The organism is Micromonospora sp. CPCC 205739, from assembly GCF_036906795.1.
GTDB lineage: Bacteria > Actinomycetota > Actinomycetes > Mycobacteriales > Micromonosporaceae > Micromonospora.
The window spans coordinates 41,693-66,021 of the sequence record NZ_JBAKHS010000015.1 but is presented as its reverse complement, the minus strand read 5'-3'; the positions used below and the strand labels follow the sequence as shown (position 1 = coordinate 66,021).

At 74.4% G+C, this 24,329-nt stretch carries 23 protein-coding genes; 4 read left to right on the top strand and 19 right to left on the bottom strand.

Annotated features, from left to right (window positions below; genetic code table 11):
* Positions 1–84: 84 nt before the first annotated feature.
* Positions 85–573 carry a transcriptional regulator BldD gene (gene bldD / locus V6U88_RS21105; protein ID WP_013285505.1) on the top strand — a complete coding sequence of 163 codons (489 nt, stop codon included), beginning with the start codon at positions 85–87 and terminating at the stop codon, positions 571–573.
* A gap of 96 nt (positions 574–669) precedes the next feature.
* Here the strand turns inward: bldD and nusB are convergent, their stop codons facing one another.
* The 4 genes from nusB to aroB all read right to left on the bottom strand — a co-directional run bounded on the left by nusB (position 670) and on the right by aroB (position 3,628).
* Positions 670–1,080 (bottom strand): transcription antitermination factor NusB, encoded by a 411-nt coding sequence (gene nusB, locus V6U88_RS21100; RefSeq protein WP_334455584.1) that lies wholly within the window; start codon positions 1,078–1,080, stop codon positions 670–672.
* Positions 1,081–1,103: 23 nt separating this feature from the next.
* Positions 1,104–1,661 (bottom strand): elongation factor P, encoded by a 558-nt coding sequence (efp, locus tag V6U88_RS21095; RefSeq protein ID WP_018785069.1) that lies wholly within the window; start codon positions 1,659–1,661, stop codon positions 1,104–1,106.
* 403 nt (positions 1,662–2,064) lie between these two features.
* Complete coding sequence (gene aroQ / locus V6U88_RS21090; RefSeq protein ID WP_334455432.1) at positions 2,065–2,505, bottom strand: type II 3-dehydroquinate dehydratase; 441 nt, start codon at positions 2,503–2,505, stop codon at positions 2,065–2,067.
* A 46-nt stretch (positions 2,506–2,551) separates the two neighbouring features.
* Positions 2,552–3,628, bottom strand: coding sequence for a 3-dehydroquinate synthase (gene aroB, locus V6U88_RS21085; RefSeq protein ID WP_334455430.1), 1,077 nt, complete (start codon positions 3,626–3,628; stop codon positions 2,552–2,554).
* Positions 3,629–3,776: 148 nt separating this feature from the next.
* Between aroB and V6U88_RS21080 the strand changes: the two genes are divergently transcribed.
* Both V6U88_RS21080 and V6U88_RS21075 read left to right on the top strand, forming a co-directional pair.
* Positions 3,777–4,298, top strand: a complete 522-nt coding sequence (locus V6U88_RS21080; RefSeq protein ID WP_334455429.1) for a DUF2243 domain-containing protein — start codon at positions 3,777–3,779, stop codon at positions 4,296–4,298.
* Complete coding sequence (locus V6U88_RS21075; RefSeq protein WP_334455427.1) at positions 4,295–5,056, top strand: cytochrome c oxidase assembly protein; 762 nt, start codon at positions 4,295–4,297, stop codon at positions 5,054–5,056. The genes V6U88_RS21080 and V6U88_RS21075 overlap by 4 nt, the downstream gene beginning before the upstream one ends.
* Positions 5,057–5,127: 71 nt before the next feature.
* Here the strand turns inward: V6U88_RS21075 and V6U88_RS21070 are convergent, their stop codons facing one another.
* Positions 5,128–6,108, bottom strand: coding sequence for a helix-turn-helix transcriptional regulator (locus tag V6U88_RS21070; RefSeq protein WP_334455426.1), 981 nt, complete (start codon positions 6,106–6,108; stop codon positions 5,128–5,130).
* Between the two features lie 82 nt (positions 6,109–6,190).
* Here V6U88_RS21070 and V6U88_RS21065 point away from each other — a divergent pair, with 82 nt between their 5' ends.
* A complete protein-coding gene (locus tag V6U88_RS21065) occupies positions 6,191–6,919 on the top strand; it encodes an alpha/beta fold hydrolase (RefSeq protein ID WP_334455425.1) in 729 nt (242 codons plus the stop codon).
* Between the two features lie 12 nt (positions 6,920–6,931).
* Here V6U88_RS21065 and V6U88_RS21060 read toward each other — a convergent pair whose 3' ends face one another.
* The 14 genes from V6U88_RS21060 to V6U88_RS20995 form a co-directional block, all read right to left on the bottom strand.
* Positions 6,932–7,438 (bottom strand): shikimate kinase, encoded by a 507-nt coding sequence (locus V6U88_RS21060; protein ID WP_334455424.1) that lies wholly within the window; start codon positions 7,436–7,438, stop codon positions 6,932–6,934.
* A gap of 55 nt (positions 7,439–7,493) precedes the next feature.
* On the bottom strand, positions 7,494–8,672 hold the full coding sequence (gene aroC / locus V6U88_RS21055) for a chorismate synthase (RefSeq protein WP_334455422.1): 1,179 nt from the start codon (positions 8,670–8,672) through the stop codon (positions 7,494–7,496).
* Positions 8,673–8,772: 100 nt separating this feature from the next.
* The gene (locus tag V6U88_RS21050) at positions 8,773–9,423 is read right to left on the bottom strand and encodes a class I SAM-dependent methyltransferase (RefSeq protein WP_334455582.1); all 651 of its coding nucleotides are present in this window, start codon (positions 9,421–9,423) and stop codon (positions 8,773–8,775) included.
* 59 nt (positions 9,424–9,482) lie between these two features.
* Complete coding sequence (locus V6U88_RS21045; RefSeq protein WP_334455581.1) at positions 9,483–10,367, bottom strand: sulfotransferase domain-containing protein; 885 nt, start codon at positions 10,365–10,367, stop codon at positions 9,483–9,485.
* A gap of 19 nt (positions 10,368–10,386) precedes the next feature.
* Entirely contained in the window at positions 10,387–11,952 is a 1,566-nt protein-coding gene (locus V6U88_RS21040; protein WP_334455420.1) for a lipopolysaccharide biosynthesis protein, read from the bottom strand.
* Positions 11,949–13,466 carry an O-antigen ligase family protein gene (locus V6U88_RS21035; RefSeq protein ID WP_334455418.1) on the bottom strand — a complete coding sequence of 506 codons (1,518 nt, stop codon included), beginning with the start codon at positions 13,464–13,466 and terminating at the stop codon, positions 11,949–11,951. The genes V6U88_RS21040 and V6U88_RS21035 overlap by 4 nt, the downstream gene beginning before the upstream one ends.
* Complete coding sequence (locus V6U88_RS21030) at positions 13,459–14,406, bottom strand: glycosyltransferase family 2 protein (RefSeq protein ID WP_334455416.1); 948 nt, start codon at positions 14,404–14,406, stop codon at positions 13,459–13,461. Before V6U88_RS21030 ends, V6U88_RS21035 begins: the two co-directional genes overlap by 8 nt.
* Positions 14,399–16,039, bottom strand: coding sequence for a Wzz/FepE/Etk N-terminal domain-containing protein (locus V6U88_RS21025; protein ID WP_334455414.1), 1,641 nt, complete (start codon positions 16,037–16,039; stop codon positions 14,399–14,401). Before V6U88_RS21025 ends, V6U88_RS21030 begins: the two co-directional genes overlap by 8 nt.
* A 185-nt stretch (positions 16,040–16,224) precedes the next feature.
* Positions 16,225–18,156 (bottom strand): delta-60 repeat domain-containing protein, encoded by a 1,932-nt coding sequence (locus V6U88_RS21020; protein ID WP_442934669.1) that lies wholly within the window; start codon positions 18,154–18,156, stop codon positions 16,225–16,227.
* Between the two features lie 218 nt (positions 18,157–18,374).
* On the bottom strand, positions 18,375–19,316 hold the full coding sequence (locus tag V6U88_RS21015) for a glycosyltransferase (RefSeq protein WP_334455412.1): 942 nt from the start codon (positions 19,314–19,316) through the stop codon (positions 18,375–18,377).
* Positions 19,317–19,396: 80 nt separating this feature from the next.
* On the bottom strand, positions 19,397–20,227 hold the full coding sequence (locus tag V6U88_RS21010; RefSeq protein ID WP_334455410.1) for a phosphatase PAP2 family protein: 831 nt from the start codon (positions 20,225–20,227) through the stop codon (positions 19,397–19,399).
* Positions 20,228–20,515: 288 nt separating this feature from the next.
* Positions 20,516–21,760, bottom strand: a complete 1,245-nt coding sequence (locus V6U88_RS21005; protein WP_334455408.1) for a hypothetical protein — start codon at positions 21,758–21,760, stop codon at positions 20,516–20,518.
* A gap of 123 nt (positions 21,761–21,883) precedes the next feature.
* On the bottom strand, positions 21,884–23,395 hold the full coding sequence (locus tag V6U88_RS21000; RefSeq protein ID WP_334455407.1) for a family 16 glycosylhydrolase: 1,512 nt from the start codon (positions 23,393–23,395) through the stop codon (positions 21,884–21,886).
* A gap of 103 nt (positions 23,396–23,498) precedes the next feature.
* The gene (locus tag V6U88_RS20995) at positions 23,499–24,326 is read right to left on the bottom strand and encodes a shikimate dehydrogenase (RefSeq protein ID WP_334455405.1); all 828 of its coding nucleotides are present in this window, start codon (positions 24,324–24,326) and stop codon (positions 23,499–23,501) included.
* Positions 24,327–24,329: the final 3 nt, after the last annotated feature.

Here is a 24,329-nt window from a genome sequence, read left to right as displayed (position 1 = left end):
CTTGACCACGTGTCGCAATCCCCGTACCGTCACGCTCCGTAGCGATCGCTGGGAGAACCCCACAGCAGCACTGGGAGTGTCCGAATGCCCTCTGAATACGCCAAGTCGCTGGGCGCCCGCCTGCGCTCCATCCGCCAGCAGCAGGGCCTGTCCCTGCAGGGGGTGGAGGAGAAGTCGAACGGGCGGTGGAAGGCCGTGGTGGTCGGCTCGTACGAGCGCGGCGACCGGGCCGTCACCGTGTCCCGCCTGGCGGAGCTGGCCGACTTCTACCGCGTTCCCGTCTCGGAGCTGCTGCCCGACGGCAGCGGGGTGCGGCACGAGCCCACCAGCAAGATCGTCCTGGACCTGGAGCGGCTCTACGACGAGGCCTCCGAGGACCTCGCCTACGTCGCCCGGTACGCCCGCGCCATCCAGCAGCAGCGTGGCGACTACAACGGCCGGGTGCTCTCCATCCGCGCCGACGACCTGCGCGCCCTCGCCATCGTGTACGACGCCTCGCCGTCGGGCCTGATCGAGCGGCTCACCGAGCACGGTGTGCTGGTCGCCGACCCCCGGGCGTTCTTCGCGTCCTGACGGTTCTCACAGCGAAGGGCCCGTGCCGTCCGGCACGGGCCCTTCCTGCGTCTCAGGGCGGTCGGTGACGGAGCACCGGCACGCCCGGTCGCCGCGTCAGCGGGTGGCGTACTCGGCGATCCGGCCGAGGATGCCGTTGAGGAAGCGCGGCGAGTCGTCGGTCGACATCTGCCGAGCGAGTTCCACCGCCTCGCTGATCGCCACCGCGTCGTCGATCTCGTCGACGTAGAGCAGCTCGTAGACGGCGATCCGAGCGAGGTTGCGGTCGACCACCGGCATCCGGTCCAGCGTCCACCCCTCGGCGTAGCTGGCGATCACCTCGTCGATCCGGGCGAGGTGGGCGGCGACCCCCTCGACCAGGCCGACCGCGTAGCCCAGGTGCTCCGGCCGCGGCTTCTCGATCCGCTCGACGTAGCCGGCGAGCACCTCGACCGGGGGCCGGTCGCGCAGGTCGGCCTCGTAGAGCACGTCCAACGCCCGCTTGCGCGCCTTGCGGCGCGAGGGCATCTGCTGCTTGGGACCCTCAGCCATCAGGCTCGGCCGAGGTAACGGCCGTCGCGGGTGTCGACCTTGATCTTCTCGCCGGTGGTGATGAAGAGCGGCACCTGCACGGTCGCGCCGGTCTCGACGGTGGCCGGCTTGTTGCCGCCGGTCGACCGGTCGCCCTGCAGACCCGGCTCGGTGTAGGTGACCTCCAGCACGACCGAGGTCGGCAGCTCGATGTAGAGCGGGACACTCTCGTGGGTGGCGACGGTCGCCTCGGCCTCGGGGAGGAGGTAGTTGGCCGCCTCGCCGACGGTGCCGCCGGGGACGGTGATCTGGTCGAACGTCTCCAGATCCATGAAGACGTAGTCCTCGCCGTCGGCGTACAGGTACTGCATGGTGCGCTTGTCGACGGTCGCGGTCTCGACCTTGGTGCCCGCGTTGAAGGTCTTGTCGACGACCTTGCCGGACAGCACGTTCTTCAGCGTCGTACGGACGAACGCCCCACCCTTACCGGGCTTGACGTGCTGGAACTCGACGACGGCCCAGAGTTCCCCGTCGAGGTTGAGTACCAGGCCGTTCTTGAGGTCGTTGGTGGATGCCATTTCCTGCCTTGATCATCAATTGGCGGACAGACCTGGCAAGTCTACTAGTTGTGTCCAACCGGCGACTCCGCCTCCGCCCGGCCCGCCCGCGACGTGGCCCGATGCCGCCGCCTTTGTCACGATGCGTAACAGCCAGCACCACCCCCGGCCCCCCGCCGCCTCCTTTGCTCTGCCGCCCCGGAGGCGACAGTCACCGAGCGTGTCCACGCCCGGAGGAAGGGTCGATCGCGCGACGAGCCGTCCGCGCAGCTCACACCCGGTGTCGCCGGGAAGACAGCAGAGCAAAGGCGTCAGGGAGGCGAGTGGCCCGAGAGCCGCACGTCACCGAGCGTGACAGACTCGCCGACCACTCACGGTGATCGTCACAACCGGCGCGCCTCGCGCGCGGCGCGGCGGGGGCCGCTCAGCCGGTGGTGCCGAGGCGGGTGGCCAGGTGGTGCAGGGCGAGGCGGTAGCCGTCGACGCCCAGGCCGCAGATCACCCCGGTCGCCACGGCGGAGACCACCGAGTGGTGCCGGAACTCCTCGCGGGCGTGGATGTTGGAGATGTGCACCTCCACCAGCGGCCCGCGCAGCAACGCGCAGGCGTCCCGGACCGCGATCGAGTAGTGCGACCAGGCGGCCGGGTTGAGCACCACCGCCGCCTGCTCGTCGGCCGCCTCGTGCAGCCATCCCAGCAGCTCGTGCTCGGCGTCGGTCTGCCGGACGATGACGTCCAGCCCCAGCTCGCGACCGGTGTCCACACAGAGCGTCACCAGGTCGGCGTAGCTGGTCAACCCGTACACGTCGACCTGCCGGGTGCCGAGCCGGCCCAGGTTCGGCCCGTTCAGCACGTACACCCTCACGGTGCCACCCTCGTTCGCGGCCGCGGGGATCGCTCGCTCCCCGCGCTCACGCGCTGATCTCCCGGTAGGCGGCGTGCAGCAGCTCGTCGTCCGGCCCCTCCAGGATCGCCGGCCGGGCCAGACCGTCCAGCACCACGAAGCGCAGCCTGCTCCCCCGGGCCTTCTTGTCCACCCGCATCGCGGCCAGCAGTTCGGGCCAGGCGTCGGCCGGGTAGCTGGTGGGGAGGCCGAGCGCGGCCATGGCCGTCCGGTGCCGCTCGGCGGTGGCCGCGTCGAGCCGCCCGGCCAGCCGGGCCAGGGCGCCGGCGTAGACGGTGCCGACCGCGACGGCGTGCCCGTGCCGCCAGCGGTAGCCCTCCACCTTCTCGATCGCGTGGGCCAGGGTGTGGCCGTAGTTGAGCACCTCGCGCACCCCGGACTCGCGCAGGTCACCGGAGACCACGTCGGCCTTGACCCGGATCGCCCGTTCGATCAGCTCCCGGGCCACCGGGCCGGTCGGGTCGACGGCGGCGGCCGGGTCCCGCTCGACCAGGTCGAGGATCACCGGGTCGGCGATGAAGCCGCACTTGACCACCTCGGCCATCCCGGCGGCCAGGTCGGCCGGGGGCAGACTGTCCAGCGTCGACAGGTCGCAGAGCACGCCGGCCGGCGGGTGGAACGCGCCGACCAGGTTCTTGCCGGCGGCGGTGTTCACGCCGGTCTTGCCACCGACCGCGGCGTCCACCATGCCGAGCAGGGAGGTCGCCACCGGCACCCAGCGCACCCCGCGCAGCCAGCAGGCGGCCACGAAGCCGGCCAGGTCGGTCACCGCGCCGCCGCCCACGCCGATCACCGCATCGGTACGGGTGAAGCCCGCCGCGCCGAGCCGCTCCCAGCAGTCGGCGGCCACCTCGATCCGCTTGCCCGCCTCGGCGTCGGGCACCTCGATCAGCAGCGGGGCCACGCCGAGCGCGCGCAGTCGCTCGGCCAGCGTGTCGGTCAGGTCCTTGAGCGGCGGCGCGAACAGCAGCGCGACCCGCTCCGCGCCGGGCAGCAGCCGCGGCGGCGGATCGAGCAGGTCTCGTCCCACCAGCACGTCGTACGGCCGCTCGCCGCCGACCGGGATCCGGGTCACCTCGTCCATCGCAGGGCAGCCTAGTGCAGTCGGCACCGCCGCGACGGCGCTCGTCCACCTGGTGGCAAGCGACAATGCCGACCACCGGGTACGTTCGGCTCGGGAGGGTCGGAGGTAGGGCGAAGCGGACCCGACCCCGGGACGGCGGAGGTTCCCCATGACCACCACGACCATCGACGGCGCGGACATCCGGCTGCCCGCCACCATCCTCGGCGTCGGGCTCGGCGGCTTCGCCGACGGCATCGTCCTGCACCAGGTCCTCCAGTGGCACCACCTGCTCAGCAGCACCGACACCGACAACGTCGGCATCCGGGCGTACCCGGTGGACACCGTCCCGGGCCTGCAGATGAACACTCTCGCCGACGGCCTGTTCCATGTGGTCACCTGGGTGGCGGTGCTCACTGGGCTGGCCCTGCTCTACGCGCGGGTGACCCGCTCCCGCGGGCGGCTCTGGCGCTCCCGCGCCCTGTGGGGCTGGGCGCTGGTGGGCTGGGGCCTGTTCAACCTGGTCGAGGGGCTGATCGACCACCACCTGCTGGGCATCCACCACGTGCACGGCGGCCCTCACCAGACGGCCTGGGACATCGGCTTCCTGCTGTTCGGCGCGGCCCTGATCGCCGTCGGCTGGCTGGTGCAGCGCCGCGCCGGCACGGTGGACACCTGCGCCGACCGGCGATGACCGGGCAGCACGGAGTCGGCCCGCTGCTGCTCGTACCGTTGCTCGGTTTCTGGGTCTACCTGGCCGCGGCGCTGCGCCAGCGCGATCCGGGGCGCGGCGGCTGGAGCCACTGGCGTACCGCGAGCTTCGGCGCGGGCGCCGCGCTGCTCGCGGTGGCCGCGGTGGTCCCCGGCCACGACCTGCTCGGGCACATGTGGCGGCACCTGCTGGTCGGGATGCTGGCGCCGCTCGGGCTGGTGCTCGGTGCGCCCGGCACCCTGGCGCTGCGCACGGTGCGCCGCGACCTGGGACGGGCGGCACTGCGGGTGCTGCGCCACCCGGCGCTGCGGGTCGCCGCCCACCCGGTCACCGGCCTGCTGCTCACCGTCGGCGGGCTCTACCTGCTGCACCTGACCTCGCTGTACCGGGCCACCCTGGCCCACCCGGGGCTGCACACCCTGGTGCTGCTGCACTTCCTGGTCAGCGGATACCTCTTCACCTGGGCGATCGCCGGCCCCGACCCGGGTCCGCACCGCCCGGGGGTGCCGCTGCGGCTGGTGGTGCTGGGGGTGTCGGTGGCCGCGCACGCCACCCTGGCCCAGCTCATGTACGCCGGCCTGGTCGACGCGGCCGCGCCGGTGGCGCAGCTGCGGGCGGCGGCGACGCTGATGTACTACGGCGGCGACCTGGCCGAGATCCTGCTCGCCCTGGCCCTGCTGGTGACCTGGCGGCCGGTGGCCCGGCGCGCCCGGGCCGAGACGGTGCCGTCGCCGGCCTGAGCCCGGACACCGCCCGCCGGCGCCACCACCGGTCCAGGCCGGCGTGCGCCTCGCCGGCTCCCGTCGTCGCCTCAGCCGGGCGGCGGGACGGGGCCGGACCGGTCGGCCCAGCCGGCCAGCCGGGTCGCGTGGGCGCGGACGGCGTCGCGCAGCGCGTCCGGAGCGAGCACGGTGAACGGCCAGCCCAGCCCGGCGAGCAGCTGCGCCATCCCGTCGAGGTGCTCGGCGCGGGCCCGCAGCAGCACCCCGCCGGCGACCTCGGTCAGCTCGGCGACGCTGGGCGGGACGCGGCGGCGGGCGGTGGCCAGGTCGGCCTCCAGCAGCACCTCGACGGAGTGCGCGTACGGCACGCCGGCCAGCGAGCGGGTCACGTGCGACACCGGGTCGAAGCCGTCCGGCACGGCGAAGGTCTCCGGGCCGGTGGTGACCGCGCCGATCCGGTCCAGGCGGAAGGTGCGTACCTCCTCCCGCAGGTGGTCGTGGCCGGTGACGTACCACCGGCCGGCGTGGAAGACCAGCCCGTACGGGTCGACCTGCCGCCGCGACGAGTCACCCCGCCAGGAGCGGTAGTCCAGCGTCACCCGGCGCCGCTGCCGGGTGGCGGCGCCGAGGGTGAGCAGGGTGCCGGCGGCCGGACGGAGCGCCGGGTCGGCGCGGCGCAGGGTGAAGCCGAGGTGGTCCTGGACGGCGGCGAGCCGCTCCGCGAGGGGCGCCGGCAGCACCCGCCGGATCTTCGCCAGGGCGGTGACGGTCGCCGGCTCCTCGGTGCCCAGCCCCAGCCGTTCCGCCGCGACCAGGCCGAGCAGCACCGCGACCGCCTCGTCGTCGGTGAGCATCAGCGGCGGCAGCTTGTAGCCGGGGCGCAGCCGGTAGCCGCCGTACCGGCCGCGTTCGGCGGTGACCGGAATGCCGAGGTCGGCCAGGGTGGCGGCGTAGCGGCGCACGGTGCGCTCGTCGACGCGCAGCCGTTCGGCCAGCTCGACGCCGGTGAGCCGGTGGTGGCTCTGGAGCAGTTCGAGCATCGCCAGCACCCGACCGGCGGGATGTGACACGGGACACCTCGCAATACCGGGCGGGAACTGTCCGGATTCGAGCCTACGGTGTCCGTGGACATCGAGACGAGGGAGATCCGAGATGGCGACGTTCGTGCTGGTGCCGGGGTTCTGGCTGGGCGGCTGGGCGTGGCGGGAGGTGACCGCCGACCTGCGCGGGCGCGGCCACGACGTGTACCCGGTGACGCTGACCGGGGTGGCCGAGCGGGCCCACCTGGCCGGCCCGGAGGTGGGCCTGGAGACGCACACCGCCGACCTCACCGGGCTCATCGAGGCGGAGGAGCTGCGCGACGTGGTGCTGGTCGGGCACTCCGGCGGCGGGATGCCGGTGACCCAGGCGGCCGACCGGATGCCGGACCGGATCGCCCGGGTGGTCTACGTGGAGAGCGGGCCGCTGCCCGACGGGATGTCGCAGTTCGACACCAACCCGCCGGAGGAGCAGGAGCGCCTGCGCGCGCTGATCGGCGACGGGCACCTGCTGCCGCCGCCGGCCTGGGAACCGGCCGAGGACCCGCAGAACCTGGCCGGTCTGGACGACGACGCGCTGGCGCTGCTGCGGCGCCGGTCCACCGGGCACCCGCTGGGCGCGGCGACCGAGCCAGTGCGGCGTACCGGCGGGCGGTCGGTCCCGACCGCGTTGGTGGCGTGCGCCTTCCCGGTCGAGGTGGCCGCCGCGATGATCGCCGAGGGCCACCCGTTCTTCGCTGGTCTCGTCGGCGCCGAGCTGCACGGGCTGCCGACCGGCCACTGGCCGATGCTGAGCGAGCCGAAGGCCCTGGCCGACCTGCTCGACACCATCGCCCGGGGCTGACCGCCGGCCGGGTCAGGGCTTGAGCAGGGCGACGATCTCGGCGGCCAGCTCGGGCGGGGTACGCCCGTCGGTGACCACGGTCGCGGTCGCCACCTCGGCGTAGAGCGGGCGGCGCTGCTCCATCAGGTACTTGAGGGTGGCCCGGGGGTTGATCGCGAGCAACGGCCGACCCGCGCCGAGCCCGACCCGCTTCACCGCGTCGGGCAGCTCCACCGACAGGTGCACCACGGTGTGCCCGACGAGTGCGGCGCGGTTCTCCTCGGCGAGGACCGCGCCGCCGCCGAGGGCGAGCACGCCACCGTGCGAGGCCAGCGCCGCCGCCACCGCCGCCCGTTCGAGGGTACGGAAGTGCGCCTCCCCCTCGTCGATGAAGATCTCCGGGATCGGCTTGCCGGCCAGCCGCTCGATGTCGGCGTCGGTGTCCCGGAACTCGACCCCGAGCAGCGCCGCCAGCTCCTCGCCGACGGTGGTCTTGCCGGAGCCCGGCGCCCCGACCAGCACGCAGACCGGCTTCGTCACCGGATCACCTTGTCGTTCGCGACTGCGGGGCTCCGCTCCGCTGCACTCCTCGCGCTCACCGGATCACCAGGGCGTCGAGGTACCCGGCGAGGTTGCGGCGGATCTCGGTCACCGAGTCGCCGCCGAACTTCTCGGTGGCCGCCTCGGCCAGCACCAGCGCCACCATCGCCTCGGCGACCACGGCGGCGGCCGGGACGGCGCAGACGTCGGAGCGCTGGTTGATGGCGGTGGCCGGCTCACCGGTGGTCACGTCGACCGTGGCGAGGGCCCGGTTCAGCGAGGAGATCGGCTTCATCGCGGCCTTCACCCGCAGCGGCTCACCGGTGGTGATGCCGCCCTCCAGGCCGCCGGCCCGGTCGGTGACCCGGCGCACGCCGGTGGCGGTGGGCATGATCTCGTCGTGCGCCTCGGAGCCCCGGGAGCGGGCCTGCTGCCAGCCGTCACCGATCTCGACGCCCTTGATGGCCTGGATGGACATCAGCGCGGTGGCCAGCCGAGCGTCGAGCTTGCGGTCCCACTGCACGTGGCTGCCCAGGCCCGGCGGCACCCCGTACGCCAGCACCTCGACCACGCCGCCGAGGGTGTCGGCGGCCTTCTTCGCGGCGTCGACCTCGGCGACCATCCGGGCGCTCGCCTCCGGGTCGAGGCAGCGCAGCGGGTCGGCGTCGATCCGCTCGGCGTCCTCCGGCCGGGGCCGCAGGCCCGGCTTGGCCGCGACCGGGCCCAGCTCCACCACGTGCGAGACGATCTCGATGCCGAGGGCCTGCTTCACCAGCGCCTTGGCCACCGTGCCCACGGCCACCCGGGCGGCGGTCTCCCGCGCGCTGGCCCGCTCCAGGATCGGCCGCGCGTCGGTGTGGCCGTACTTCTGCATGCCGGCCAGGTCGGCGTGGCCGGGCCGGGGGCGGGTCAGCGGGGCGTTGCGGGCCTGCCGGGCCAGCTCGTCGGGGTCGACCGGGTCGGCGGCCATCACGGTCTGCCACTTCGGCCACTCGGAGTTGCCGACCCGGATGGCGACCGGGCTGCCCAGCGTGACGCCGTGCCGCAGGCCGCCGATGACCTCGACCTCGTCGCGCTCGAAGGACATCCGGGCGCCCCGGCCGTAGCCGAGCCGACGGCGGGCCAGCTCGTCGGCGATGTCGGTGGTGGTCACCTCGATCCCGGCGGGCACCCCCTCCAGGAGGGCGACGAGGGCGGGACCGTGCGATTCACCTGCAGTCAGCCAGCGCAACACAGCGCTCAGTCTGTCACGCCCGGTCGCCGCCCCGACGCCCCGCCCGGCGCGTCCCGCCCTGCGGACGCGGACGTCCGCCGGGCGGGTCAGCGGCGGGTGGTCAGGCCGTCCGCACGGCGATGATGGACTTGGTCAGGCCGAGCATCCGCTCGGCCCGGATGGTGGAGTCGGGGAAGAGGTAGCGCATCTCGGCCCGGCCGATCAGCTCGGTGGTGAGCACCTGCTTCATGGCCTGGTCCCAGGACTTGCCCGGGGTGTAGGCCAGCGGCCATGCGCGGGCCACCGCCACCCGGGCCGGCACCGGCAGGAACTGCATGCCGGGCGCCACCCAGTGCGGCTCCACCGGGAAGTACCGGTACGGGGTCTGCACCCAGTGCCGAGGAGCGAGCGCGCGGATCGCCTCGGCCATCCGCCGGCGCCGCTCGTGCCCGCCCACGTGCTCCAGCACGCTGTTGCTGAACACCAGGTCGTAGCGGCGGTTCAGGATGGCCGGCGGCAGTTCGCAGGCGTCGGCGTGGTCGGCCTCCACCCAGTCGGGCAGCTCCGCGGGCAGCGGCTCCAGGTTGACCACGTGCACGTGCTTCGGGCGCACGGGCACTCTGCTCCAGCTGCCGACCCGGCCGCCCAGGTCCAGCACGGACATCTCGGCGAGGTCGGGGAAGGTCTCGGACAGCCAGAGCGCGCGCTTCGCCCGGCGCTTCGCCCCGTACGAGTCGGGTGCGTCGACGAGGCGGAAGCGCAGCGCGTTCAGGGAACTCCGGCGGCGTGCCGTCGGGCTCTCGTCGTTCGTTCGGGTCCCGCTCGCCACGGTCAGCTCCCCCACTCGAAGGTCATGCCCAGCCGGCTGGCGAGGGCCTCGTTGTACGGCGCGTAGTAACGGGTCAGCTCGTCGCGGACCGCCGGGTCCATCGCGCTGCTGCGCCGGTCGTTGAAGACCTCGTACCGGTCGAGCTGGTGGGCGGGCAGGCCGAGGAAGTCCAGCACCCGGGCGTAGGTGGCGGCGGGCTCGCGGTACAGCGTCTCGCTGGGCAGGATCAGCAGCTGCGCCGAGTCGAACCGGTCCAGCCACGGCTCCAGGTGTTCCAGGTAGCGGCCTCGCGCCCGGTAGGTGTACCAGTCGTAGGCGGCGCTGACGTACGTCGGGTCGGCGAGCAGCTTCTCCCGCTCTCCCGCCGTCCGCTCCTCCTCCCGGGCCAGCGCCTCGGCGAAGTCCAGCGGCTCCACGCCCTCGCTGCGCCGCTCCTTCCAGTGCGAGTACGCCCGCTCCACCGGGTCGCGCAGCAGCACGATCAGCCTCACGGCGGGGATCAGGTCCGCCACCCGCCCGGGCGCGAGCGGATGGAACATGTACAGCGGCGCGGCCTCCCCCACCCGGGTCGGGCCGCCGTACCGGCGTTCCAGCGCCCGCCGCTGCCGCTGCGTCGGAAAGTGCGAGCGGTACCACGTCTCGCCCCGGGCGAAGGTGTCCTCGAAGTAGTGCGAGGTCTTGGTGTTCCAGGCCGGGAAGAGCCGGGGCACCAGCGGGTGCTCCAACAGGTAGCGCCAGAGCGAGGTGGTGCCGCCGCGCTTGGTGCCGATGATGAGGAAGTCCGGCAGCGGGCGCCGGTCGCTGGTGCGCTCTCCGTAGCGGACCAGCGAGGTGCGCACCCCGGTCCGCACCGGGGCGGGCACCAGCGCCTTGACCCTGTCCCGCATCGTCATCTCGTCCTCCTCGTCAGCTCGGCCCACGGCCCAGCAGGGTCGGCGCCGTCGCCCGCGCCCGTCGGCGTACCCCCGGGTGCAGCAGCAGCGCGACGCCGAGCAGCACCGCCGCCCCGAGGGTGAGGAACAGCCCGGCCACGCCCCGGCCGGCGAGGGCCGCGCCGGCCGAGGCCAGCACGGCGGTGGCGGTGCCGGCGACGGCCGCGGCGCGCAGCACCGACCGGGTGATCAGCGGCTCGCCGACCACCCGGCGGGCGGCCACCGTCGCGATCACGTTCTCCGCCACGATGCCGACCGTCCAGGCCACCGCCGCGCCGAGCGCGCCGTGCGGCGGGATCAGCAGCACGGCCAGCACCACGTTGAGCAGCAGCCCGGTGGCGGCGGCGAGCAGGTGCCGCCCGCTGCTGCCGCTCATCAGCAGCAGGGTCTGCACGATGCCGGTTCCGGAGTTGACCATCATCGCGCCGGCGAGCACCACCATGGCGGCGGCGCCGGCGGTGAACTCCGCGCCGAACAGGCGCAGGAAACCGGGCGCGAACACGGCCAGCAGCAGGTAGCCCGGCCAGGAGAGCGCGATGATCACGGCGGTGATCCGCCGGTACACCAGGGCCGCCTCGCCGGTGCGCCCCTGCCCGAGCAGCCGGGAGAGCTGGGGCGCCACCGCGACCCGCAGCCCCTGCATGATCAGCAGCCCCGCGAGGGCGTAGCGGCCGACCGCGCCGATGATGCCGGCCTCGGCCTGGTCGGCGAGCGCGGCGGTGAGCAGCACCGTCAACCACATGCTGCTGGCGTCGATGGTCGCCGAGGCTGCCCGGGGCAGGGCGAAGCCCCACAGGGTCCGCCAGTCCTCGCGGACCGGGCGGAGCGCGGCGCCGGCCCCCAGGCCCAGCGGACGGGCCAGCAGCGCCGCGCAGACCAGCACGGCCACGGCGACGGGGACCAGCCAGCCCGCGAAGGCCACTGTCACCCCCGCCCCGGCGATCAGCGCCGCCGACACCAGGGCCGGGCGGGCCGCCGGCACGAAGACGTACTGCACGGCCACCAGGGCCGCGACCGGGCGCACCGCCCGTACGGCGGCCAGCAGCACCGTCGTCGCCACCACGAAGGGCAGGCCGGCGAAGGCCAGCCGGAGCAGGTCGGTGCCCTCGCTGGTGCCCGGGTCGAAGAGCACCGGCGCGAGTGCCTCGGCGAGGGCCACGCCGGCCGCCGCGACGACGACCGTGAGCAGCAGCGCGGGGAACAGTGCGACGGGCAGCAGCCGGGCGGCGTCACCGTGGCGGCCCGCGCGCCGCCGGGGCAGCGCCCAGACCAGCGCGGTGTCCGCGCCCGCGCAGCAGAGCACGCCCATGATCGCCACCACGCCGATCGCGGTGAACATCGCGCCGGAGCCGGCCGGCCCCAGGCCACGGACGATCACCACGGTCAGCACGAAGCCCAGCAGGCCGTTGACCGCCGCGCCGGCCAGCCCGACCATTCCGCTGCGCGTGCTGCGCCGCACCTCCCGCTCGCCGGCCGAGCCACCGGCGTCCGCGACGGCCGTGGCGGTCGCGCCGGTCGGCCGCGTACCTGGATCGGTCATGCCGTTCCCCCCTGGCGTGGCGCGTCCGCGACCGGCCGGTCCGGCCCGGGCACCGGCGGCCCGGACGCGTCGGCCTTCGCAGCAGGCCGGGCCGTCGGGGCCGGTGCGGGAGGCGGGGCCGGCAGGCGCAGCGGGACCGCCGCCACCCCCGTCGCCGACGGCGGGGGCACCGGCGGCGCGGGCACCGACGCCCGGCCGACCCCGCGGGTACGCCACGGCGTCAGCGGCACCGGTTGCGCCATGGTGGACGGTCCGGTGGACTCCCGGTTGACCGGTCCGCCGACCGCCGCCAGCCCGGCCCCGACGGCGAAGAAGATGACCGACAGGTTCGGGTCGATGTAGGCGTAGACCGGGATGACCACCAGCGCGATCACCGGGACGGTGCTGAGCCAGTGCCCGGCCGGGGAGACCGCGGCGGCCAGCCGCCGGGCCACCAGCACCAGCCAGCCGAGGAAGACCACCAGCGCGGGGATGCCGTGGCTGTAGAGGATCTGCCAGATCAGGCCCTGGGTGCCCAGCGGCTCCTCGGCGAGGGTGGTGTCCACGCTCTTCGGCGCCCCGTACCCGAGCAGCGGCGAACGCTCCACCGCCTGCCAGGTCCGCACGTAGAGGTCCATCCGGTCGACGTTGGTGTCGGTGGTGCTGACCCGGGCGTCGATCATCTCCTGCACCGGCACGACCAGGCTGACCACCCAGACCAGCACGACCAGCCCGGCGATCGAGACGATCAGCCGGGCGTTGCCCCGGACCAGGGCGCGCAGGCCCAGGTAGAGCAGGCCGGCGCCGAGGCCGAGGAACATGCCGCGGTTGAGCGTCATGAACGCCGGCACCACCGACAGCGGCAGCGACACCCAGAGCGCCACCCGGAACCGCCCGGTACGCACCGAGGTCAGATACGCCAGCACGCAGGGCACCAGCAGCGCGTACGCGGTGCCCCAGTTGTTGGTGTACGGGTACGGCGCGGCGGTGCGGTAGATCGGCGAGCGCGACTGCGGGTTGAACTCGTTGGCCCGCACGTGGGTCAGCGCCTGGATGAACCGCTCCCCCGAGATGCTCTGCGGCAGCGCCATCTCGACCGGCGTGGTCAGGGCGAAGGTGGGCGCGAGCACGGCCAGCCAGCCCAACGCCACCAGTCCCAGCCAGTACCAGCCCAGCGGGCGCAGCACCCGGTCCCACCGGGCGCCCTCGCGGACCAGCGTGTACACGTACACGCAGACCACCAGGGCGGTGGCCAGGAAGCCGAAGCGCAGCCCGAAGGTGACGTAGGCGGTGGCCCGATCCAGCCGGGTGGCACTGAGCAGCACCAGGATGAGGAAGACCAGCCAGGCGGCGCCGCCCGGAGGCAGCGCGACCCGGCCGCGGGTGACCAGCAGGGCGAGCAGCACCACCCCGAAGACCGACCAGCCGAGGTAGAACGCGCCCAGCGCCCACCAGAGCGGCACCAGGGCGAACATGGCCGTCAGCGGCCAGACGGGCAGCGGCGGCGCGGTCGCCCCGGGCCGCCGGTCAGACACCTCGGCCCCGGCGCTGGGCCAGCCGGAGCACCCGCTCCCCGGAGAGCAGGCCGAGCACCACCGGCACGATCACCAGCACCCGCTTCTCGCGCGGGTTGAGCCGGAGCACCCGGCCCAGCTCGCGCAGCGCCTCCCGGCGCCGCCGGCCGGAGGCGAGCGCGAAGGCGATCTGGCCGTGCAGCCGGGCCAGTCCGGTCCGGCTGCCGGCCAGCTCCGGGTGCTTGTCCAGCAGGTAGCGGGTGGCCTCGACGATCATGGCCCAGCGGCCGAAGAAGAACGACCCGCCGTGCCAGTCCACCACCACCAGCACCTCCGGCACGATCACCACCGGGCCGTGCGCGGCCACCCGCAGCAGCCACTCGTAGTCCTCGCCGTAGCCGCCCGGCAGTTCCTCGTCGACCGGGCCGACCGCGTCCCAGGTGGACCGGCGGACCAGGATGGTGCTGGAGTGCACCTCCATGACCCGGTCCTCGACGAAGTCGGGCAGGGCGACCTCCGCCCGGTCCAGCCGCCGCTCCTTGGCGATGCCGGGGCCCTCCAGCCGGATGCCGCAGCTCGCGGCGGCGGCGTCGGGGCGCGACGCCAGCAGCTGCACCTGCCGGCTGAGCTTGGCCGGCAGCCAGAAGTCGTCGTCGTCGCAGAAGGCGATCAAATCGCTGGTCGCCTCGTCCGCGCCGGTGTTGCGGCCGCCGGGCAGCCCACGGCGGTGCGTGTTGGTGGCGTACCGCAAAGTGCGCCCGGCGGGCACGTCGAGGTCGAGCGGGCGGATCTCGGTGTGGTCGTAGACCACCACGCACTCGACCGGCCCCGGGTAGTCCTGGTCGAGCACCGCCCGGACGGCCCGCTCCAGCAGCCCCGGCCGGTCCCGGGTGGCCACCACCACGCTCACCGGCGGGTACGCCGGCTGCGTCCCGGCGTCCGGCTGGTCGCCTTCAGTCACGGCCGTCTCCCGTCAGCACGAATCCGAACGGCTCCACCCCGACGGCGCGCAGCCGGTCCACCAGCTGGGTCAGCTGGCCGGTGCGGGTCCGGTCCTGGGCCGCGACCAGCACCGCCCGCCCGTCGCGGGCGGCCCGGACGCCTCGCTCGTCGTGCAGCGCGGGCGGGGCGTCCAGCACGGTGAGCCCCTCGGCCGAGGAGGCGGCCTCCAGGTCGACGAGGCGGACCCTGCCGGCGCCGATCCGCAGCTCCTGACCGTCCGTCGCGGCGCCCTCGGCGGCAACCGGCCGGGCGGTCGGGATGACCTGCGTCTTGTCCTCGGCGGTGGTGGTGGAGCGGTACACCGCGCCGTTCTTCGCCTCGGCGGGGGCGGGGAACGGCCGGGGCTTGCGGACCGCCGGGATGACGGCGGTGTCGTCAGGGCCGGCGGTGGCGGCCGGCGCGGGCGTGGTGGCGGGCACCGGCCGGGGGCGGGGCACCCGGGTTCGGGCCGGCTCCACCGGCGGGTTGCGCCGCTGCGCGTCCAGCATCAGCGGGCGGATCCGGTCCAGGCTCTCCGGCGTGACGCCGAGGCGTACCTCGTGGCCGGCGGCGGCCAGCACCGCGGCGAGCCCCGCGGTGACCTGCTCGCGCCCCTCGTCGGCGGCCGAGGAGAGCACCACCAGCGGGGTCCGCTGCGGCCCGTCGACCCAGCGGCCGAGGGCCAGCACCAGGTAGCGCAGGTCGGAGTCGTCCGGCTGCCCGCCGCGGCGGCGGCGCACCGTGCCCAGCAGCGGCGCGCCGACGGTCGAGGCCGCCTCGGCGGCGGTGCGGACCCGGCGGTCCAGGGACTCCCGGACGAAGGCCACCAGCCCACCCAGGAGCAGGCCGCCGAGCAGGCCGGCGACCAGGATCAGCGGCGCCGCGTCCCGGCTGGAGGGCACCGGGGTACGGGCGGCGCTGGTCACCGAGCCGGGGCTCAGGTCGGCGGAGGCCACCTTGGACCGTTGCTCGGCGAGCGTGGCGAGCTGGTCGTTGAGCGCCCGCAACTGGTCGAGCAGGGCGCTGGTGCGTGGCGACGGATTGGTGGAGTTCTGGTTGGCCGGCAGCGACCGCTGCGTCGTGGTGCGCTGGGCGGTGACCAGGTCGATGGTGTCGTCGTACGACTTGAGCACGGCGGCCCGCTGGTTCTCGTACATGCCCTTGCGCAGGTCCAGGTACGACTCGGCGGCGCCGTTCGCGCCGTCCACCGCCTCCCGCTCGCTGTGGCCGGCGTAGCTGAAGCGCATCACCTGGCCACCCACCGGCGTCTCCACCTCCAGGGCGTCGGCCACCTCCTCGGTGTCCCGCCCGGTGATGCGGGCGACGTCGTCGATGACGTCGTTGCTGGTGGCGATGCCGCTCTCGGCCGTCATGTTCACCGCGCGGTCGGCGCCCCCGGACGGCACCGAGAACGGGTCGGTCACCACCGGCCGGACCACCACGGCCGTGGTGGCGGTGTAGGTGGCCGGCAGGACGAACAGGTAGCCCAGCACGGCCGTCAGCACCAGCGCCGCGGAGGCGAGCACGATCCGCCACCGCCGCAGCGGGATGCGGGCCAGCTCGACGAGGCCGACCGGGCGTTGCCGGGCGGAAGCGACGTCGGTCACGTCCATCAGGTCAGGTCCTTGCGCGATGAGGAAGGGGTGGCCGGCACCGGCCGGGCGAGGACCGCGCCGGGTGGGTCGTCCCATTGTCGCCGAACGTTCACCCGCGGTCGACAGCCGACCGGCCCCCTGCGGTACGGGCGGTCCGCCGGTGTCGCTCGGACACCGACGGACCGCCCGGTACGCGCAGCTTGTCAGGAGGTGGCGAAGAAAAGCGTCGGGCTCGACCACTTCACGCCGGCCGAGGCGGGCGCGAGCCGAATCGAGGCTCTGCCCTCGACGGCCCTCTGGTTGAACGGGACGGTGCGCAGCACGCCGTCTACGTTGCCGTACACGATCTTGCCGTTGACCCAGGCCAGGCCGCGGGCATTGCCCCAGTAGATGTTGAGGCTGGGCACGGTGAACTCGGTGCAGCCGACGATGTGGCCGTCCGGCTCGAAGTAGCGGTAGAAGAGCTTGTTGATGCCGGCCTTCGTGTAGTACATCCGGCCGTCGAGGTAGAACGCCCCGCTCAGGGCGTTGGCCTTGAACCACGAGTTGTAGCCGCTGCCGACCCAGGGTGCGCCCACCGAGCCGGCCGAGAAGATCGAGACGTCTAGATAGCTGCCGTTCGGTGCGGTCGCGTCGGTCTTGGACCAGTAGAGCTTGTTGCCGACGGAGAACGCCGCGCCCGCCGCGGTGAGGTTCGGCTGGCTGGTCGCCACCGGAGTGCCCAGCGTGGTGCCGTCGAACGGCACCTTGGTCGCCTGGCCGTCGGCGGTGCTGAGGTAGAGGTAGCCGGAGGCGGCCGTCGGCGCGTTGACCGCCGGCACGGTACGGCCACCGGCCAGCGGGAAGAGTCCCATCCGGCCGTGGTACTCGTTGCCGAGCCCGTCGTTGTCGAAGCCGGCGAGCAGGCCGTTGCTGCCACGCCACAGCTCCCACAGGATCGGGCCCCAGTCGGTGGTGCCGGCCGGCGCCCCGGAGCGGGTCGGGTTCCAGACCAGCGGCATGCCGTTGATGGGGTCCAGCGCGCCCAGGCCGTAGCGGTTGATGGCGCCCGCGCCGGCGGAGTCGTCGCCGTTGGCGTTGTTCAACCAGCGGAAGTGACCGCCGACGTAGACCACGTTGTCGGCCGCCTCGATCGAGGTCACCGAGTCGTGGCCGGTGTCGTCCACCCAGGTGCCGTCGATGGCCGCTCCCCGGGTGCCGGTCTCGAACCGGGCGATCGTGTCGCAGTACGCCCCGGCGGCCCGGCCGCCGTCCGCGGCGATCACGAAGTAGCTGCCGTCGTCGGAGAAGTCGACGTCACGGGCGTAGAACGGGAAGCCGGCGCCGCACTGCGCCACGTACCGCTGGGTGCTCCAGTTGGCGACCTTCGGGGTGCCCTTGAGCTGCTCGACGAGCACCACCTGGTTGCGGGACGCGCCGTTCACCTGGGTGAAGTTGCCGACCGCGACGAGAGACTCGCCGTTCGGGGCGACGGCGAGGCCCCAGACCAGCTCGACGCTGCTGCGCGCGACGCTCGCGTCGATCTGGAACGCCGGGTCGATCGCGCCGGTGGTGGCGTCCAGCCGGGCCAGCAGCGAGTGCTGGGTGCCGTTGACCCAGTGGAACGCGCCGGCGATGTAGAGCTTGTTGCCCACCACGATGGTGCGCCGGACCAGCCCGCCGTCGCTGCGGCCGACCCAGGAGCCGACGGTGGCGCCGGTGGCCGGGTCCAGCTCGACGAGGTTCTTGCGGGCCACGCCGTTGACGGTGCCGAACGCGCCGCCGACGATGAGCTTGCCGTCGGGGCTGACGGCCAGCGCGTGCACCGCGCCGTCCAGCGCCGGGGTGAAGCCGGTCTTCAGCGCCCCGCTCGTCCGGTCGTACGCGAACAGGTAGCTGCGGGCCGTCCAGCTCGCGCCGCCGGCCGCCTTGATCGAGGTGAACGACCCACCGACGTAGACGGTGGTGCCGATCTCGGCGAAGGCCTTCACGTCGCCGTTCTGCGCGTGCGGGGTGTTGTCGGCCGGATTCGGCGAGGTGAGGGTCATGGGCACCGGCGGAAGGCCGGCCGCCCGGGCCGGCGTGGGCGCGGCGAGCAGACCGGCGGCCAGCACCGGCGCGGCGAGCGCGGCGAGCCACCGCCGCAGCCCCGCCACCCGGCGCGATCGAGACGACGTTCTGAGCAGCACTGGCGCCCCCAAGGAGAAAGTGAGATCCTGCGTAGCTTGCTGGGTTCCGATTTGTCGCACCATCGACCGACCGGTCCGGTTGGGCGACGGCTCGGTCCGGTCGCCGTCGTCCGGGTCACGGCGAAACGGCCCACGGTGGCCGGCTGTCCCGCCTCGACCGGTGCCGGTGCCGGCCGGGCCGGGTGTCACGCCGTCCACCGGAACGGTGCCGGCGCGCCGATCGCCTCGACCGTCCACGATGCCGCCTCGGTCAGGTCCGCGACGCTGATCTCATCGGCCTCGCGGGCCAGCACCAGCCCCCGGCGGTCCAGTTCCCGGGCCATCGCCACCTGGTGGTCGTCGACGTGCTCGCCGTGCCGGCGGCGGCGCGGCACGTACACGGCGCGGTGCCCGGACCGCAGGGCCGCCAGCGCCGAGCCCACCCCGGCGTGCGTGACGATGACGTCCGCCTCCCGCATGGCCTGCTGCATCTCGGCGTACGGCACCTGGCGGCGGGCGCCGGCGGGCATCCGTGGGACGACGGTCGAGCCGACCTGCCAGAGGATCTCCGCCTCCGGCGGGAGCACGTCGACCAGGCGGCGCAGCAGCCGGGGGAAACCGAACCGCTCGTGGGTGCCGAGGGCCACCACGATCCGCGACACCGGCCGGGGCGTCGCCCGCCGGGTGGCGGTCCAACCGTCGAAGATGGAGCCGCCGTAGCTCCACCGGCCGGCGGCCCAGCCCGGGTACTGGGTGTAGAGCCGGGCGCGGGGCACCCTGGCCACCAGCCGTCCGGTCAGCGAGGGCCCGTCGGTGCGGGTGGCGCTCTCGATGTAGTGGCAGGCCAGGCCGTGGCGGGCGGCGGGCAGGAAGAAGGACATGGCCACGCTGGCGCCGGTGCTGATGACCTGCCGGAACCGTCCGCCGCCGAGCACCCGGCGGGCCGCGAGCAGGTCGCGCAGCGCGCCCACCACGTCCCGGCTGGTGGCCGGCGGGACGTGGATGACCTCCTGGCCGTCGAGCAGGGAGCGGCTCTGCGGTGAGTCGAAGGTGGCCCAGACGCAGTCGTCCTGCACGCCGAGCCGGGGGGCCAGGTCGTGCAGCTCGGCGAGATGTCCACCGGTGGAGGCGACGAGAAGGGTGGTCACGTCGATGCCAGCTTCCAGGTCGAGGGGTGGGAGGCCCGGTCGCCGCGGGGTACGGGGGTGGCGGCGGTCGGGCCGGATGCTCAGGTGCCGGCGGGGATCACCTGCCGGGTTGGCTCGGTCCGTTCCGCCGGCGGCCGGACCCGTCCCTCCGCGACGAGCACCGCCAGCGCCGTCACCGCGAACAGCAGGATGGCGAAGATCCAGCCGCCGAGCACGTCGGTCAGCCAGTGCTTCTCGGCGTAGATCCGCGTGTAGCCCTCAAGGCTGACCAGCGTCACCACCAGGGTCATCAGGGCCACCCGGACGCCGCGCGGCAGGCGCCAGGTCAACATCGCCAGCACGGCGATGGTGCCGAAGGTCATCATGATCCGCGCGCACCCGCCCGAGGGGTAGGTTCCCAGGTCGGTCGGGGGGTGGCCCCGGTCGACCATGGTCGCCAGAATGGCCTGGACGTACTGCTCGACGACGAACTGCAGGGGCAGCACGACCAGCGGAATCCACCACCGGCGGCGCCGCCACAGGATGACGAAGACCAGCGTCGCCACGCCGGTGACCCACTTGAGCGGGTACCGGTCACCGAGCGCGGTGTAGAAGGAGTTCAACTCCGCCCAGGTGTCGACCCGTCGGGCGTGCACGTAGTCGAAGACCGGATGGTCGACGTGCGGTTCGAGGCGGGACAGCGCCTCCCCCAGCGGCCAGCAGATCGCCACCACCGCGGCGCAGCCGGCGAGCAGCACGACCAGCGCGGCCCCGGTCCGGCCGAAGGCGACGGTCAGCCCGGACACCGCCACCCGCAACCGGTGCGCCGCCCGACCGTCGCGGACCGCCGGTGCCCAACGGGTCGCCGCCAGCGGCGTCAGCACCGCGGGCACCAGCACCGCCAGCAGACCCAGCGCGTAGATGAGCGTCATCGTCGGTCGCCGCCGTCCCGGCGGGCCGCGCCGCCCACCACGGTCCGCCCGGCGTCACCTGCCGTTGCCATCCGTCCCCCTGCCCACACCGGCCCACCGCCGGTCGCCCCACGTCCGGAGCCCGGCGGCGCCCCCACGCCGGCCGGGCAGGATCGACCACGCCGTCCCCGACAGTTGGTGATCGAGTGGTCACCCTAGAGGACCGGTTCCGATGAGCGGTAGTGAGCAGATCACTCACGTGGCTTTTCCTCGGGTTTGCCGGTCGCCTCCCCGACAGTCGCGGCCTGCTCAGCAGGTCCCGTCGGCCGGCAGCCGGTCGGCGAGGACGTGCAGCAGCGCGGGGTGCAGCCGGTCGCTCCAGCCGCCGCCCCCGGCGGCCAGCTCCGCCGTCCGCAGCCACAGCTCCACGAGGTACGCGTCGGCGACGAGCCGGCGGCGGGTGGCGTCCAGCCCGACCGCGTCGCCGTGCCGCTGGAGCAGCGCGAGCATGTCGGCGGCGGCCGCCGGTACCGGCCGGCCGCGCAGCGACAGTGCACTCTGGAATCCCTGGTGGGCCAGGTCGAACCCGACCGGCCGCGCCGGACCGCTGTTCTCCCAGTCCCAGGCGACCAGCCGGCCGCCGTGGCGGCCGAGGTTCCAGGGCACCCAGTCGCCGTGCCAGTGGCCGAACTCCAGCGCGGTGTCGCCGTCGCGGGCGAGCAGCGCGGCGACCGCGTCGACGACCGGGCCGCCGGCGACCTCGGCGCGGGCGGCGAGGTCGGCCAGGAACGCCGACCCGCGCAGCGGTCGGGGCTCGGCCGCCGGGCCGCCCCGGCGGGCCACCGCCAGCATCGCGGCCACCTCGGGGCGGTCCGGGTGCGGCAGCCGGCGCACCCGGGGGGGCATCGGCTCCACCAGGGTCACCGCCAGCTCGCCCCAGCGCAGCTCGCGCAGGAGCCGGGGCACGTCCGGGAAGTCGCCGCCGTCGCGGGGCAGCGCGCGCAGCGCGGCGGCCTCCGCCGCCACCATGGCCCGGGTCGCGTCGTTCCAGCCGATCTTCGCGTACCCGTGGGCCGCGCCGCGGTCGTCGAAGAGCTGCAACGTCGGCTTGTGGTGCGGGTCCGGCGGGCGGATGCCGATCGCCGCGTGCAGCCGGCGGCCCGCCAGCCGGCCCAGGTGCGCGGCCAGCAGCAGCTCGGTCTCGTCGACGCCGTCCGGCACGGCGACCGTCAGCACCGGCATCCGGGCGAGCCCGGTGCCGCCGAGCCCGGCCAGCAGGCCGACGGCGAGCCGGTTGGCCCACACCCGGGGCGGCCGCAGCGCGTTGTACGCCAGCGTCGACGCCGCCGCCACCCGCCGGGAGGCCAGCGGCAGCAGGAACTTCGCCCGCGCCACCGACGGCACCACCGCGTAGCGGGCGGCGACCCGGTGACCGGGCGGGGGCGCGGCGCCGGAGACGTCGAGCCACGACCTCGGGTCGCCGAAGATCGCCCGGCTCACCCAGCCGATGCCGTCGGAGCGTTCGCGGGGATCGTCCGCCCGGCGCGCCGTCATGCCGTCTCCCGTCCGCCCGGACCTGCCACCGGTCCCGGGCTGGCGGACACGATAGGGCCCGGGGGCAAGGAACCGCCCGACGGGCTCGGAGCCCGCCGGGCGGTGTGGTGCCGGTGGCCGGGGTCAGCGCTGCCAGACGCGGACGTGGTCGACCCGGAAGTCGGCCGGGAAGCGGGTCGACGCGTCCGGGTCGCCGAGCCAGCCGCCCACCTGGAAGTTCAACCGCAGGTTGTACGGCTTGTGGAAGACCTCGTCGAACCAGGGCGTGGTCGCCCGGTCGCGCTGCCAGACCAGCCGGCCGTCGACGTACCAGCGGATCGCGTCCGGCTCCCACTCCGTGGTGTACGTGTGGAAGCCGTCGCCGGGGTACCCGGCCGGGAAGGTGTACCGCTGGTCCTGCTTGACCGGCGTGTAGTCGTAGAAGATGCCCAGGGTGGCGGCCCGGTAGAGGTCACCGCCGCCGGGCAGCTCGACCACGTCGAGCTCGCCCCGGCCGCCGTCGTCCGGGCGCAGCCAGAACGCCGGCCAGAGGCCCTTGGAGTCGGTCGGCCCGTTGGGCGACTGGGCCCGCACCTCGAACCGGCCGTACCGGAACGACGCCCGGCCGATCGTGTCCAGATAGCTCTGCGTGTACTGGCGGGTCTGCGAGCTGCACACCGCGGTCTCCCGCTGGGCGCGCAGGGTGAGCACGCCGCCGGCGACGAAGGTGTTGTCCGGGTCGTCGACGTTGCAGCCCCGGTCGATGTCCCGGCCCTCGTTGTCGCGCAGGTTCCACCTCGACCGGTCGACCGCCGTCCCGTCGAACTCGTCCGACCAGACCAGCCGCCAGCCCGGGACCTGGTCACCCGGGCGGGTGGTCGGCGACGGCGCGGGCGCGCTGGTGCTCGGCGGCGGGGTCGTGGCGGTCCGGCTCGGGGTGGGCGACGCGGTGCGGCTGGGTGACGGCGCGGGCACGGCCGTGGTCGCGATCGGGCTCGGTGCCGCGCTCGTCCGGATGGGCGCCGGCCGGCCACCGCGCCCGTAGCGCAGCAGCAGGTGCGGCCGGATGGCCGCCTTGACGTTCTCCCGGGAGGCCCAGTAGATCCGGGTGTTCCAGGTCTCCTGGGTCAGCGCGAAGACGAACCGGCCGTTGCCGGTGACCGAGGCGGAGACGTCCCACTCGTTGAAGCCCTGACCGACCTGCTCCACGTTGGACAGCGCCGGGCCGAGCTGCGGCCGCTGCGACCAGGCGCCCGGGCCGGCGGCGGTGCCCAGCGCCCGGTGGGCGTGCACCCGGGAGGAGAACGGCTGCCAGGCGTACACCCGCAGGGTGGCGCGCACGTCGACCGCGTCGGCCGGCAGGTCGCGCACCGCGAACTCGACGAGGGCGTCCCGCTCGCCGTTGCGGTTGCCGTCGCAGAGCCGGGGGCAGCTGGCCAGCGTCGTCTTGACGCCGTTGTCCCCGTCCTGCGGCACCTGGGTGGCGGTGGTGTCGGCCGCCGCGGCCACCACCAGGGGCGGCACCTCCGCCGCCACCAGCGGCATCATCGTGGCCACCACGCCGGCGACGATGCCGGCGCTCAGGACGCTCAGCACGACGGCCTTGCGGTGCGCGCCGAGGTGGGATGCTGCGCGGTGGAGTCCGTGCCTGCTCAAGGGACACTCCCCGTATGGGCGACGATTACCGGCAGCAGCGTATCGACGCGTGACGCTCGTCGTCGGTCGGACATCCGGTTGCCGCCGCGAAATTAACCGGCCGCTAAGAATGCCCGCGTCGCTGCACGACCAGCGCGTGCGCCATCGCCTCCCGAGGGGCGGGCACGCCGGTGAACTGTTCGAACTGGCCGACCGCCTGGGCCAGCAGCAGGTCCAACCCGGAGACCACCCGAACGCCGGCGGCCAGGGCCGACGCGGCCAGCGGGGTCGGCCAGGGGTCGTAGAGCGCGTCGAACAGCACCGTCGACGGCCGCCAGCGGAGCCCGCCGGCCAGGGGGTCGGCGACGCCCTTGGGCACGGTGGAGACGACCACGTCGGCGCCGGTGTGCGCAACGGCGTCGGCCCAGTCGGCGCCGGTCAGGGCCACCCCGACCGCCCGGGCGACCGGCCGCAACTCGTCGACCGCCGCCGCCCTGCGCGCCACCACGGTCACCGAGGCGGCACCGAGCCGGGCCGCGGCGGCCAGCGCCGCGCGGGCGGTGCCGCCGGCTCCGAGCACGGTCACCTTGCCACCCGGCGCCACCCCGGCCGAAATCAGCACCTCGACCATGCCGGTGACGTCGGTGTTGTCGGCGTACCAGGACCCGTCGGGGCGGCGTACCAGCGTGTTGGCGGCGCCGACGGCGGCGGCGACCGGCGACGCCTCGTCGGCCACCGCGAGCGCCGCCTCCTTGCCGGGCATGGTCACCGACAACCCGGCCCACTCGGGGCCGAGGCCGGCGACCAGGTCCGGCAGTTCCGCGGCCGCGCACTCCATCCGGGTGTACGACCACCCGGCGAGCCCGGCGGCGGCGTAACCGGCGTTGTGGATCGCCGGGGAGAGGGAGTGCGCGATCGGCTTGCCGATCACCGCGGCTCGGTGCACCGTCACGTC

Bases quoted from the DNA above. Each gene is read 5' to 3' on its own strand.
- V6U88_RS21075 (WP_334455427.1), top strand. From the start codon at position 4,295: ATGACCGGGCAGCACGGAGTCGGCCCGCTGCTGCTCGTACCGTTGCTC.
- efp (WP_018785069.1), bottom strand. From the start codon at position 1,661: ATGGCATCCACCAACGACCTCAAGAACGGCCTGGTACTCAACCTCGAC.
- V6U88_RS21005 (WP_334455408.1), bottom strand. From the start codon at position 21,760: ATGACGGCGCGCCGGGCGGACGATCCCCGCGAACGCTCCGACGGCATC.
- aroB (WP_334455430.1), bottom strand. From the start codon at position 3,628: ATGGACGAGGTGACCCGGATCCCGGTCGGCGGCGAGCGGCCGTACGAC.
- V6U88_RS21040 (WP_334455420.1), bottom strand. From the start codon at position 11,952: ATGACCGATCCAGGTACGCGGCCGACCGGCGCGACCGCCACGGCCGTC.
- V6U88_RS21045 (WP_334455581.1), bottom strand. From the start codon at position 10,367: ATGCGGGACAGGGTCAAGGCGCTGGTGCCCGCCCCGGTGCGGACCGGG.
- V6U88_RS21080 (WP_334455429.1), top strand. From the start codon at position 3,777: ATGACCACCACGACCATCGACGGCGCGGACATCCGGCTGCCCGCCACC.
- V6U88_RS21010 (WP_334455410.1), bottom strand. From the start codon at position 20,227: ATGACGCTCATCTACGCGCTGGGTCTGCTGGCGGTGCTGGTGCCCGCG.
- V6U88_RS21065 (WP_334455425.1), top strand. From the start codon at position 6,191: ATGGCGACGTTCGTGCTGGTGCCGGGGTTCTGGCTGGGCGGCTGGGCG.
- V6U88_RS21025 (WP_334455414.1), bottom strand. From the start codon at position 16,039: ATGGACGTGACCGACGTCGCTTCCGCCCGGCAACGCCCGGTCGGCCTC.
- nusB (WP_334455584.1), bottom strand. From the start codon at position 1,080: ATGCCCTCGCGCCGCAAGGCGCGCAAGCGGGCGTTGGACGTGCTCTAC.
- bldD (WP_013285505.1), top strand. From the start codon at position 85: ATGCCCTCTGAATACGCCAAGTCGCTGGGCGCCCGCCTGCGCTCCATC.